Source organism: Chitinophaga sp. (genome assembly GCF_036566945.1).
Lineage (GTDB): Bacteria > Bacteroidota > Bacteroidia > Chitinophagales > Chitinophagaceae > Chitinophaga.
Genome location: NZ_DATCVJ010000844.1, coordinates 1 through 13,542 on the forward strand (window position 1 = coordinate 1; position 13,542 = coordinate 13,542).

At 45.5% G+C, this 13,542-nt stretch carries 12 protein-coding genes; 7 read left to right on the plus strand and 5 right to left on the minus strand.

From position 1 onward, the window contains the following. Together VIP81_RS25420 and VIP81_RS25425 are read right to left on the minus strand one after the other, a co-directional pair. On the minus strand, positions 1-351 hold a 351-nt coding region (locus tag VIP81_RS25420; RefSeq protein ID WP_331967869.1), incomplete at its 3' end, for a hypothetical protein. A 156-nt stretch (positions 352-507) separates the two neighbouring features. Next, complete coding sequence (locus tag VIP81_RS25425) at positions 508-1,452, minus strand: hypothetical protein (protein WP_331967871.1); 945 nt, start codon at positions 1,450-1,452, stop codon at positions 508-510. A 151-nt stretch (positions 1,453-1,603) separates the two neighbouring features. Here VIP81_RS25425 and VIP81_RS25430 point away from each other — a divergent pair, with 151 nt between their 5' ends. The 7 genes from VIP81_RS25430 to VIP81_RS25460 all read left to right on the plus strand — a co-directional run bounded on the left by VIP81_RS25430 (position 1,604) and on the right by VIP81_RS25460 (position 7,630). Beyond that, the gene (locus VIP81_RS25430) at positions 1,604-2,869 is read left to right on the plus strand and encodes a dihydroorotase (protein WP_331967873.1); all 1,266 of its coding nucleotides are present in this window, start codon (positions 1,604-1,606) and stop codon (positions 2,867-2,869) included. 6 nt (positions 2,870-2,875) lie between these two features. Then, entirely contained in the window at positions 2,876-3,412 is a 537-nt protein-coding gene (locus VIP81_RS25435) for a DUF4199 domain-containing protein (RefSeq protein WP_331967875.1), read from the plus strand. Positions 3,413-3,427: 15 nt separating this feature from the next. Continuing rightward, on the plus strand, positions 3,428-4,426 hold the full coding sequence (locus tag VIP81_RS25440; protein ID WP_331967877.1) for a glycosyltransferase family 2 protein: 999 nt from the start codon (positions 3,428-3,430) through the stop codon (positions 4,424-4,426). Between the two features lie 30 nt (positions 4,427-4,456). Next, on the plus strand, positions 4,457-5,593 hold the full coding sequence (locus VIP81_RS25445) for a glycosyltransferase (protein ID WP_331967879.1): 1,137 nt from the start codon (positions 4,457-4,459) through the stop codon (positions 5,591-5,593). Positions 5,594-5,734: 141 nt separating this feature from the next. Continuing rightward, complete coding sequence (locus tag VIP81_RS25450) at positions 5,735-6,706, plus strand: hypothetical protein (protein WP_331967881.1); 972 nt, start codon at positions 5,735-5,737, stop codon at positions 6,704-6,706. A gap of 117 nt (positions 6,707-6,823) precedes the next feature. Then, positions 6,824-7,195, plus strand: coding sequence for a VOC family protein (locus VIP81_RS25455; RefSeq protein WP_331967883.1), 372 nt, complete (start codon positions 6,824-6,826; stop codon positions 7,193-7,195). Between the two features lie 9 nt (positions 7,196-7,204). Further along, positions 7,205-7,630 carry a hypothetical protein gene (locus VIP81_RS25460; RefSeq protein WP_331967885.1) on the plus strand — a complete coding sequence of 142 codons (426 nt, stop codon included), beginning with the start codon at positions 7,205-7,207 and terminating at the stop codon, positions 7,628-7,630. 50 nt (positions 7,631-7,680) lie between these two features. On the opposite strand, the gene VIP81_RS25465 is transcribed toward VIP81_RS25460, so the two are convergent. The 3 genes from VIP81_RS25465 to VIP81_RS25475 form a co-directional block, all read right to left on the minus strand. Continuing rightward, a complete protein-coding gene (locus tag VIP81_RS25465) occupies positions 7,681-9,432 on the minus strand; it encodes a RagB/SusD family nutrient uptake outer membrane protein (RefSeq protein WP_331967887.1) in 1,752 nt (583 codons plus the stop codon). A 17-nt stretch (positions 9,433-9,449) separates the two neighbouring features. Continuing rightward, entirely contained in the window at positions 9,450-12,920 is a 3,471-nt protein-coding gene (locus VIP81_RS25470) for a TonB-dependent receptor (protein ID WP_331967889.1), read from the minus strand. Positions 12,921-13,057: 137 nt separating this feature from the next. Further along, positions 13,058-13,542: DUF4974 domain-containing protein (locus VIP81_RS25475; RefSeq protein WP_331967891.1), on the minus strand; the 485-nt coding region annotated here is incomplete at its 5' end.

The following is a 13,542-nucleotide window of genomic DNA, read 5'->3' on the forward strand; positions in this document are numbered from 1 at the left end:
AAGACTAAACCATGCGCTGCTGGCAGACATCCAATGCAACGCTGGTAATCCGCGCAATGGTTTGCCGGAGAATAATTGCTGGTTAAGCTCCGTTAACCGCAACAATGTATCTGCTTTAATACTATTATCAGAAGGCGTGTACTTCACCCAGGCAAAGCTGCCATTAACCGCCGCTACAATGCTGTAGGCATTTTGTTCCGGCAGCCACTCAAATTGTCGTAACCGTTCAGGTGCCAGTTGCTGGCGAAGTCCGTTGGTTGCTTCAGCCATCGTATACTGACGTTGCTGCGCCTGTACAGACAGCCCGTTCATCATCCATCCTGTCAAAAGCAATAGGAAAGCTTTCTTCATCTCTCTTTTTGGGGAGCTAAATTAAGGAAAGCTTTTAACTTTTAGCTTTTAGCTTTTAGCTTTTAGCTTTTAGCTTTCAGTAAAATGCAGCGAAGAACAATATAAATGTTCATCTTCGCTGCATTTTGCTAAAAGCTAAAAGCTAATGGCTAATAGCTAATTGCTGATATGCCTTCTTACCCATTCCTTTTCTTCCGGTAAAAGGTAATCTGCTCTTGTTTCTGTAATCCAGGAAAAAGTTTTTTTGATATCTGATTTGGCAGTACGAAACTTAAACAAAAATTCCATGCCCAGCATAAGGTCTGTGAACCCGTTTTTGACCGTTTCTATCGTCATCCTGGCACTACTGCGTCTTTTTGATAACAGCTCTGTAATGCGGGCGGTAACAGCCTGAATAGCCTTTTCATCTGCATATTTATAAATCGCTTCCATGGCCTCAAATTTCAATTGTCCCCGTTGCAGGTAACGCATGTAAAACATGGCTTCTTTTTCTTTCTCTATATCTGCCATGGCGCCAAAAGCGAGGCTTTTAACGTCCTGACGGTGATATTCCAGGAGTCTGCGCAGGGAAGGAACACTTTTTTGAGTACCTACTTTATGCAGTAATAAGGTGATATAATAAATGTCATATTCGTTCATCGTTCGTTTCAACAAGCCCAATGCCCAGTCTTCCACAGCCGGATTATGGGTTCCTCTGAGGGCCAGCAGGGCGGAACGACGTATATTATTATTAACGGATAAAGTATTATTGAACAAGGGCTCCAGGTTAATATATCCGGGGATGGTGAGTCCACGTTCCAGGTCCTGTTGAATGGCGGTGATCATATCTGCGTCCTGCTCTATTCTAAGGCGATCCAGCAAAAAGCGGATCACTTCCGGATCGTTGGTATTTCTGGAGAGCTGGGTGATGATAAAAAAGGCAGCGCGGCGTTTATCTTTGTCGGGTTCCTGATCAATATATTGGTACAGCAGGGGAATGTAAGCGTGATTAGCCAGTTGTTCGGCTTCGCGAAGTGCTTGCCAGCTGGTTGTCTGGCCGTTATGCAATTGTTCCGAGCGGTCGCATATCCGAGCTACGAGGTTAGTAAGATAATCAATCATCATTTGTTATTTTGATCTGCTACCCCTGCATTTTCAATTATCATACCAACCTGAGCGACGATCGGAAAAGTACGAACGCCCCGGCTTCAACAATTAACAGTTTTATGTTACATTTGCCCCTGTATTTTCGGACAGGTATAGAACGTAAAGCATGCACATATTACTCAAGAACGTAAAGATTATAGCGCCTTCCTCACCCTTGCACGGGCAGCAAAAAGACATTTCTATTCAGAACGGCATCATTCAACAGGTAGCTGACAACCTTGAAGATGCCCGCGCAACGGTCATTTCAGGCGACAACCTGCATGTTTCCGCTGGATGGATGGATGTTTTCGCACATTTCTGCGATCCCGGCCAGGAACATAAAGAGGATTTGCAAAGCGGCATAAAGGCGGCAGCCACCGGTGGTTATACTACCGTGATGATTGTGCCCAATACCCAGCCGGCATTGCATACCAAACCGCAAATCGAATACGTGCTGAGCAGATCGCGCCATTCGGCCGCTACTGTTCTGCCAATTGGCGCAGCCACCAAAAACCTGGAAGGCACCGGTCTGGCAGAAATGTATGAAATGCAACAGGCAGGCGCCGTGGCATTTTCTGATGGTATCAAACCATTACAGTCGCCCGGACTAATGCTGAAAGCCCTGCAATACATCAAAGCCTTTGATGGCACGCTCATACAGCTGCCGGACGACCAGAGTATTTCTGCGCATGGCCTGATGAACGAAGGCATCTACTCTACCCAACTGGGGATGCCCGGCAAACCCGCACTGGCTGAAGAACTGATTATACAACGTGATATTGAGCTCGCGAAATATACTGACTCCCGCATTCACTTTACCGGTATCAGCACCCGCAAATCCGTGGAACTGATTGCCGCCGCTAAAGCCGCTGGCGTGAAAGTAACCTGCTCCGTTACCCCTTATCACCTGTCACTCACCGATGCACATCTGATCAACTACGATACCCATCTGAAGGTAAATCCGCCGCTGCGCACCGCAGATGACGTGAAAGCCCTCCAGGAAGCCGTATTACATGGCACTATCGACTGTATTGCCACCCACCACCTGCCGCAGGACTGGGATGCCAAACAGGTGGAATTCGAATATGCCAGAAATGGGATGATTGGCCTGGAAAGCACCTTCGGAGTGATCAGACAATACCTGCCTGAATTGCCACTGGAACAGTTAATTAACATGCTGACAACAAATCCCCGTCGGATATTCGGACTGCCTCAACCTGTACTGCAGGAGGGCGCTGCAGCTAATCTAACCATCTTTGATCCGGAAACAAGCTGGCAGTTTACCACTGCCCACATTGCTTCCCGGTCCAAAAATTCAGCGTATATTGGCGAACAACTGAAGGGGAAAGTACATGCCACTGTAAATGGACCGGTTTTTCATCTAAATAATTAACCTTGTATGCAGCAAAAATCTAACCCCGGCCTTAAATGGGGAATAGTCGGAGGTATTATATTAGTATTTCTGAATGTGTTATCCTATGTAGCTGGTCCGACCATATTATTTTCCTGGTGGAACAGCGTGATACAGCTGGCTGTCTTTATTGTGATTGGGGTACTGGCAGGAAAAGAAAGAAAAAAACAACTGGGGGGATATATCAGCTTTAAAGAAGCATTACAACCAGTATTTACGGCCTTTATCATTGGTACGGCCATTATTACTGTTTACCAATATATTCTGTATAAATACATAGATCCGCACCTGGTAGATGCTTTAAAGCAAAACCTGCTGGAATCTACCGAAAAATGGATGCGTCGGTTTAAAGCACCGGAAGATGAAATTGACAAACAATTAGATGAACTGGCTAAAACTGATTTTAATGTAGGGATTGCAAAATCGTTCATGGATTTCCTCAAAGGAATTATTTTCTATTTTGCGGTGTCGGCCATTATTTCATTGATCATACGTAAGAAACCGGCCCAAGGGCAACACTTATAATACTATTCTATTAAGATGAACATATCCGTAATCGTTCCTTTAAAAAACGAAGAAGAATCGTTACCTGAACTCGCCGCATGGATCGAAAGAGTCATGGATGCCCATCACTATACCTATGAGGTATGGATGATAGATGATGGCAGCACTGACGACTCCTGGGGCGTTATTCAGCAACTGGCTGCGCAAAACCCAAACATCAAAGGGATCAAATTCCAACGCAACTATGGTAAATCGGCTGCGCTGAACGAAGGTTTCAATGCTGCACAGGGCGATGTAGTGATTACGATGGATGCTGACCTGCAGGATAGCCCGGATGAAATTCCGGAACTATACCGTATGATTATGGAAGATGGTTACGACCTGGTGAGCGGCTGGAAAAAGAAACGTTACGACAATGCCTTTACTAAAAACCTTCCGTCTAAATTATACAACTTTACCACTACCCGCATGAGCGGCGTGAAGCTGCACGATATGAACTGTGGCTTAAAGTCCTATCGCAAAAAAGTAATCAAATCGATAGAAGTATACGGTGAAATGCACCGCTATATTCCTGTCATCGCCAAATGGAACGGGTTCCGTAAAATCGGCGAAAAAGTAGTGGAACACCGCGCCCGTAAATACGGCGTCACCAAATTCGGGCTGGAACGTTTTATCAACGGCTTCCTGGATCTGGCGACCATTATGTTTATCGGCAAATTCGGCAAACGCCCTATGCACCTGTTCGGCGCCCTGGGCTCCCTCTCCTTTTTTGTGGGTTTTGTGATTGCACTTTACCTGGCTATTGCTAAAATATTCTTTGATAAAGTGAATATGACAGACAGACCCCTCTTTTACCTGGGCCTGCTGTGTATGATCATCGGTTCACAATTATTCCTGACTGGTTTTATCGGTGAACTGGTCACCCGCAATGCCACCGAGCGCAATTCCTATCTCGTGGAAGAACGCATGGACCACACCAGTAATGTTACGGATGATGATTTACAATTGTCGAATCTTCATGATCGCCGGCTTTAACCTGTAATTCACTATTCGTAATTTGTAACTATGGCTAACAAAAAGAAAATACTTATTTTAGGTACAGCCTATCCTTTCCGGGGTGGGCTGGCTGCTTATAACGAGCGACTGGCAGAAGAATTACAGCAAACAGATGACGTGGAAATATGGACGTTTACCGTCCAGTATCCTAAGTTTTTTTTTCCTGGTAAAAGCCAGTTCTCTACAGATCCTGCGCCAAAGCACCTGAAGATCAAACGCCTGATCAATTCTGTTAATCCGCTGAACTGGTTAATCGTAGGTCGCAAAATCCGGAAAATGAACCCGGATATTATCATCACCAGATACTGGCTGCCCATCATGGGGCCTGCGCTGGGCACGCTGCTGCGATTGGGAAAACGCAAACACACCAAAGTAATCACGATACTGGATAATGTGGTGCCACATGAAAAACGGCCCGGTGATGTGGCTTTTACCAAATACTTCCTGAAACCGGTAGATTCCTTCGTGGCCATGAGCCAGTCTGTACTTAACGACTTGCGGGTATTTGAGCCGGTAAAAAAAGCCTCGCTCATCCCCCATCCTATTTACGATAACTACGGCGCCCTCATCACCAAAGAAGCTGCCCGCGCACAACTGAAACTACAACCAGGCAAACGGTATATCCTGTTTTTTGGATTCATCAGACAGTATAAAGGATTGGACCTGCTGTTGGAAGCCATGGCAGATGAGCGCATGAAAAAGCTGGATGTACATGCCATCGTAGCCGGTGAATATTATGAAAATGCAGCTCCTTACCTGGAACTGCTGAACAAACTACAGCTAGGTGACCGGGTACTCATGCACACCGATTTCATACCGAATGCCGCTGTTAAAAATTATTTCTGTGCCGTCGACCTGGTGGTACAACCATATAAAAGTGCCACCCAAAGCGGCATTTCACAGATCGCTTATCATTTCGAAAAACCAATGGTGGTAACGAATGTAGGTGGACTGGTAGAAATGGTGCCGGATGGTGTAGTTGGCTTCCAGGCCAAACCGGAACCAGCTTCTATTGCTGCTGCTATCGAAAAATATTTCATGGACAACCGGGAAGCCGATATGGTAGCCGCCCTCCGTGTAGAGAAACTACAATATTCCTGGAGCCGGTTGGCTAAAGAAATTCATATTTTAGCAGCAGAAGGCTGAAAGCAGAAAGCAAACCGTCTTTATACCTTCTACCCGTCCGGAAGTTCCGTTCCCACATCCATCAATTGACCAGCGATATCAAAACCTGTTGCAGTTTGCACAGGCTATACAATAATTCCTGTTCCGAACCGTATAATAGACATGGCAAAAAAATCATTACTGTTACTACTACTGATACTTGCAGGTTTACTGACCTACGCGCAGCAGCCAGATGCTGCGGGCTTAAAACAGCTGAAACAGGACCAGGATACCCTGCAAATTCTCAGCATGGATATATTCAGTGGCAAGGGCGATGATGGCCGGGAAAGGGCTAAGGATGCTTTTATTCCGATGCTGGTACGCGCGCTGAAAACAAAATATTCGTTCCGCTTTCCTTTTGATTCTTTGAAAACGGTGTCTATTCAATATCCGCAAGACAGTACCTTCCGCATATTCACCTGGGCACTGGAACGGGAAAATGGCTTCTACCGCCACTTTGGGGCTATACAAATGAATACCCCCGACGGTCAGCTGAAGCTGTTCCCCTTGTTTGACGCCTCTGACTATATCACGAATACGGATTCTGTAACAGACAATAAATCCTGGTTCGGCTGCTTGTACTATAATGTTGTACACCGCCATTATTTCAACCAGGAGTTTTATACGCTCTTCGGCTGGGACGCCAACAATCCGCGCAGCCAGAAGAAAATAGTAGAAATGCTTACGTTCAAAAACGGGAGCCCCGTATTTGGCGGACCATTCTTTAGTTTTGCGGAAGATAGTACGCCCAAGCCTACACGCAACCGCTTTATCATTGAATATAAAAAAGAAAGCACTGCTACGCTCAACTATAACAAGGAGCTGGATATGGTCGTGTATGACCATCTTATTTCAGAAACCAATGAGCCGATGAAGAAATTCACCTACGTGTCCGACATGGATTACGAAGGCTTTAAATGGCTGGCCGGTAAATGGATGCACGTAAATAAGATCTTTCATGATGCTATTCCTATAGGAAAAGGAGCTCCTACCCCTCAGCCACTCGATCAGAAGAAAAAGATTATGACCCAGCCTAAATCGGCGGAAGATTACCAGGTGGTGCCGAAGAAGCAGATAGTACCAAAAAAGCAATAAACCAGGCTTTTTTACCTCGTTCCCGGAAAAAATGTTAATTTTTTTTTAAAAAGAACGATCATTCGCTTACATTTGCACTCATAAAAGAGCGAACATTCATTTATTAAGCCTGCACTTATGCAACTCAATCACTTAAACCTCTCTGTAAAAGATGTGCCTGCAACACGCACTTTCTTCGAAACGTACTTCGATTTTCGTTGTACAGACCCAAAACTCAATGATAGCTTATCCGTTTTAACAGGACCCGATAACTTTTTGCTTGTATTAATGAACCAACGTTTCAACGAAAAAGGAAACCACACCTATCCGGACGCCTTTCACATCGGCTTTTATCTGGCAGATAAGGACGCGGTAAACGCTATGTATCAACGCCTGCAGGAAGGCGGTATCGAACTGGAACAGGCTCCACAACCCATGCGCAAAACGTTCGGCTTCTACCTGCACTTCGATACTATCATGATTGAAATCACTACTCCTGTTAACGATTAAACCATTCTTATGCAATCCGACATCACAAAAAAACTACCTATCGGCTGGTACCTGAAAGAAGCGGACAGCCTGATTACGCAATATATTAATGCAGCCTTTGAATCCTTTGGCCTTAACCGGTTTCACTGGCAGGTGCTGAAGCAGATTGATAAACACGGAAAAATATCCAAAGCACTGTTTTACCACCAGGTAAGCAGATTCTTATCTGAATCCGAACTGGAAGAAATACTGGCTACCCTCGTGTCCCGCGAATGGATTTTGCAGGAAGGAGATATGTATTCTTTTACGGCAACAGGAAAATCAGAATTTGAAAATATTTCCGCGCTGCAAGACAAGAATCATGAAAAGATACTCGCCGGCACCACCACCGACGAATATCTTGCCACTATTAACTTCCTTGAAATCATTATTAAAAATATGGGAGGCAAAATTTGATGAACAATCGTGGTCCGAAGATGCGATCATCTTCAGACCACGATTGTTACTTAAAGCCCATCATTCCAGTTGGGATTTTGTGTAAGATGTTTGTTTAACGTCCGTTCCTGGATAGGCACGGGATACAGGTAATCCCGGTTTTCATTAAAGCCTTTGGCAATATTCCGGTTAATCATCACGGAGCCTCCTGATGTACCGTTTTCCAGGTCTATTTCAGTACCCAACTTTAGATAAGCGGGTCCTTTGGGGCCGGTTGGTTTGGTGCCTTCATAGATCACCACATCTACTTTACCATCATTATCCAGATCAAACTGCCCAACACCCGGGAAGTACATCCCTTTGAAAGGACGGGTTAACATACTCCCCTCTTTCCATCTGCAGATATCGCTCCAGCGGAAATTCTCAATAACCAGCTCTATCCTGCGCTCCCGGCGGATTTCCAGCAATACGCCACTAATGGTTTTATTACTGTAACGTGCCGCCTCATAGGCATCCGGATTAGCATTTGCAGCAGCCACATTCAGGTTGGGCATACCTACCCGGTCACGCAACAATTTAATAGACTGGTCTATATCCCCCTGTGTAAGCACTCCAAGTTCCGCCCTGGCTTCTGCAAAATTCAGCAACACTTCTGCATAACGGAATACCGGCATATCATTGTCATTCTTTACGTAAGAATCCTGCGTTTCATCTGTTACATATTTAATGAGCTGATACCCTGTTACCGCCGCCCCGAAGTCGGGTACTAGTTTATTCGTATTACCAATACGTGTATAACCCGGCGTACGGATCGTTTGCGCCAACCTTGGATCACGATCCTGGCATTCTGCATAAAACTGTATTTTATCAAAACCCGGCTTGTCTGTAAAACGGCTGCCATCTTTCATCAGGTAGCTGTTCACAAAACTTTTTTCCAAACCAGGCTGACCATAGGAAGCAGTAATCGTATAGTAGTTAGCGTTATGATATATTTGCAAGCCTGCGCTATACTTTCTACTTAATATAATTTCATCTGTGTTCGCGGCCTTTGTGGCGAAAAGGTCACGGTACGCGCTGGTAGTAGTACTGGTGAAAATACGGTATTGTCCACTGGCCATCAGCTGTGCCGCCGCATCCGCAGCCGCCTGCAGAAACTTATTCTCGTCCGGTAAATTGAAATTGGCTTCTTTATGATACTTCCTGAAAGTACCTTCAAAAAGACAAATCCGTGCTTTCAGCGCCAACGCTGTCCATTTCGTAATCAGTTCATTGTTCTTCACCGCATCCAGCGAAACAATGGCGGAATCAATATCTGCCATCACAGAATCCATCACCAACTTACGGGGATCCCTGGCTTTCTGCAGCAATGCCTGATCATTTACATCCAACGGTGTATTATACCAGGGTACATCACCAAACTTTTTAATCATCTCAAAATAAAACCAGGCCCGGAAAAATTTTGCTGCACCAATATATTTCCGCGTGGTGGCATACGGCAATACTTTATTACAATTGATCAGAAAATAATTGATCTTTCGCAGTTCCGCCCAGCTCCAGCCGCCGCCCGTAACCGGCACCTGCCGCTTGCCCGTCAGGAATTCCGATACACTGGACTTCACCACATTGTCCATGTCTTCGTTATAAATCGTTTCCGCATCCGGCACCATGGTGTACATGGAGTTGATATATAATTTGAGGTCCTTTTCTGTTTTGAAAAAATTATCGGGAGAAATTTTCGCCAGCGGGTCTCTGTCCATAAATTTATTACAGGAGCTAAATCCCAGCAACAACAGGCATATAACGAGTAGATTATGTTTTTTCATCGTCTTTCTTTTTCAGTTTAAAAAGTGATATCCAATCCTGCTGCAAATGTTTTGCTGAACGGATAAACGCGGCCGTTAACATCTGTTCTTACCAGGTTAGGATCACTGGATAATTGTTCCGGGTCCAGGTATTTGCTCTCCAGTTTACTGAGCGTAAGCAGATTTTCACCACTGAAATAAATCCGGCAACGGGTCAGCTTAATACGCTTCATCAGCGATTCCGGCAGGGAATAGCCTACAATCAGGCTTTTCAAACGGATGTAAGCCAGGTCCTGCAGGTACTTATCATTGTTTTCCTTCAGTGAACCATTATCGTTGAGTGCTATATATCCTCTCAACCGCGGAAAATAAGCGTTCGGATTTTCAGGACTCCATAACTTCTCCGCAAAATCTGTTGGAATAAACGACATGTAAGGGCGTGAAAAAGGACCCCAGAATTTATCGGCATTGTTGCCCGGATACCAGTTCTGGCGGCCTACTCCCTGGAAGAAGAAACTAAAGTCAATCCCATTCCAGTCTGCACCTCCCCTGATACCAAACGTGTACCTGGGCAGGGAATTACCAATAATTTTTAGATCCCCATGATCCGCCAGCGTATTCTTTCCTTTGTTGATGGTATTGTCGCCATTCAGATCTACGAATTTCAGGTCACCGGCACGAAGCTTTCCCCATTCACCGGGTGCTGAAAAAATGTTGTTGCCCACTTGTGTCTGATCTACTTTCCAGTCTGCTGCTTCTTTATCTGATTGAAAATAGCCGGCAAGGCTATAGCCCCAGATATCACCCAACTGCTGGCCTACATAGTAATCGCTCAAAATGTTGTTGGGATTATCAAACCGGGTGATAGATGCTTTAAAATCACCTACGTTAAATCCAACATTATAATTAAATGGTTTACCTGCTACCACCAGGGAACTGCGCCAGTCCATGTTTATTTCCCAGCCCTGAGAGCGCAGATCTGCCGCGTTCTGTTTAGGCTCGCTGGCGCCAAAAACAGCAGGTAGGGTCATCCCTTTGGTGAGCATGTCTTTGGTATTGCGTACATACCAGTCGAAAGTAACATTCAACCGGTTACGCAGGAAACTCATGTCCACACCCAGATTAGTCGAATTCACCTTCTCCCAGGTAAGGTCCGGAGAAATAGGAGCAGGCAGGGTTACATACTGCGTACGCTTGCCCTCTGTGATATAATCTATAGTTCCCATGCCCATAATAGGGATATACGGATAGTAATTATTACGTACGTCCTGGTTACCTAATGCACCATAGGAAGCACGCCATTTAATATCGCTGATCACATTTTTTACCGGTGTAAAAAATGCTTCTTCACTCATGCGCCAGCCGGCAGATACGGAAGGGAAAAAGCCAAAACGTTTACTGGAAGGGAACCGGGAAGAACCATCATAACGCCCGTTAAACTCCACGAGGTATTTATCAGCATAGCTATAGGCAGCGCGGCCAAAAGTACCCAGTAACGCCAGCTCCTGGTTATTGCTGTTTACCGTGGCATCCCCAGTACCAAGTGCTACTTCGTTCAGGTCCTCCGACAACAGGTCTTTTCTCCCTGAATACAGCATTTTATATCGCTGCAATTCCTGGTTCACACCTGCAGTCAGATTGATGGCATGTTTGCCGAAATGTTTGCTGTAGTTGCCAAACAGGTTGACTACATGTGCCAGTCGGCTATCATCCTGCTGCCATAACTCATCATTATTGACGTAGCTGATGACGCCCGGAAAAATAGACCAGGGCGCAGCTGTTTGCCGGTGGAAGCTGTTGCCATTCATCACCGTCAGTGTATAGTTGGCCGTAATATTAAAATCAGGATTGATTTTGAATGTAGCTCCCACGGTATTCACCAGTTCTGTTTGTTTCACCCCACCTTTGCTTTTACCATGCAGCAGGTCTGCATAAATGCCATCTCCAATGGTATAGTTGTTAAGTTCTGTGCGGTAAGTGGCGGTCCCATCGGGGTTTACAGGTACGTATGACGGTAACGCATGTACGCTGACAGATACAAAGTTGCTATTCACTCCACTGCCAGGATACGTATAGTCGTAAGCGTTAAATTGTGTATTGCTGGTTAATGTCAGCCACGGCTTCACCTGCGCTTCAATTTTAGCCCGGAAATTATATGAATTATAAATATCCTGTTGAATGCGCATCATCCCTTTCTTCTGGTAAAGCCTGCCGGATACCATATAATTAATTTTGTCGGTGCCACCACTGATGTTCAGGCCATGCTCCAGGGAAGGCATCTGGTCGCGGAACATGGTATGCCACCAGTCGGTATTACCATAGTATACATACATGTCTTTTCCTTTGCGGTTCTGTATCACTACGGAAGGCAGGGTAGGATCTGTTTTTCTTTTCAGGAGTTCTGCATAGTCTTCATCTGTATAACCGGTATAAGTTTTCCCCAGAGTGATCTTAAATGCCTCATCATTCAACATCGCAGCGTCATAACCGTTGGTAACAAAATCGGTACGGGCGGTATTACTGGCCCAACCATAGTTGGTACCATAGCTGATTTGCATTTTGCCGGATTTCCCTTTTTTAGTGGTCAGTAATATTACACCGAATGCGCCACGGGCACCGTATATAGCGGCAGAAGATGCATCTTTCAGCACCGTTACTGATTCAATATCCCGTGGGTTTACGGTATTGATATCTCCCGGAATCCCATCTATTAAAACTAAAGGTGCACCGCCGGAAATAGACGTAAAACCGCGGATATTCAAGGTCGCATTGCTACCCGGACGACCATCACCAAAGTTTACATTCAGATTGGGAATAGCGCCCTGTAATGCCTGCCCCAGATTAGCTACCGGTCTGCTTTCAATCACACTGGCATCTATCTGGCTTACGGCTCCGGTGAGGTTGACCTTCTTTTGAACGCCATAACCTACTACCACCACATCTTTCACCCGGGCCAGACTGCCCTGCAACGCGATTGTCAAAAAATCATCATTGGCAATCACTACTTCGCGGGTTTCATATCCTACATAAGACACAATTAATACATCGCCTGGCTTTACGGCTGCCAGGGCAAATCCTCCTCCACCGTTTGTCACCATTCCTCTTTTCGTTCCTTTCAGGAAAACGGTCACACCCGGCAATGGCTCTTTGCTTTCACCGTCTATTACCTTTCCTTTAAGTCCAAATTCCTGTTCATCCTTAGGATATATTACCAGCAGATCGTTTACCGCGCGGTAAGACAAGCTGGTAGGCGCCAGCAGGGAGTCCAGCAGATCATCTGCCAAACGCCCGGTAGTCTCCAGTACATCCATAGGGTAATTGTTGGCCTCCCTGGCATCATATACCAGTCGCAGATGGGTTTGACGGGCGATCTGCTTTAATACGGCGTTCAGGTTGGTGCCGGTTACTTTCAGGGAGATGTTCTTTTTCAAACTCTGCCCCTCCAGGCTTTTAGCCCATAAAGACAAGCTGGCTACGGCAAAACAGGTTGTCATCAGACTTAGGCGCATAAGATAACGGATTGTAGAATTGCTTACTACATTTTTCATAAATTTGACCAGTTTTTATGTTGAATTAAAAACACGCTGCCTCATCCGGTAATTAGCGTTACGGAAGGATTTGACAGCAAAACAAGTGGCCGGTTATGTTAGCGCATAACCGGTTTTTTTATAGATGCATAGATGAAATACTCATTGTTCTTTTTTTCGTACGACAGGCGGTGTACGAGGCATAATGCGTCCAATATGGCTGTTAAAGTATGACTCGTGGTAAAATCACCGGAAACACGGTATTGCTGCAATGCCGGCGTTGCCAACCGGATATGCACCTGGTAACGGTTTCCGAGCGCTTCTGCCACTTCTTTCATGCTGTTCTGATGAAATACCAGCGCCCCCTCCCACCAGGAAGTGATGATGTTGGCTGGCTGTGAAAAGGTGCGTACCTGATTATTACTGGTATTTATTTCAAGCCCCTGTTCCGGTAGCAATAACCGGCTGCTGTCCGGAGATGCAACGCTGGTGGCTACTTTCACCTTTCCGGTTTTCACAACGATTTTCACTGTACTAACGCTATGGATAATACGAATATTAAAAGAGGTACCCAGTACGGTTGTAATGGTTTTATTGGCGTGTA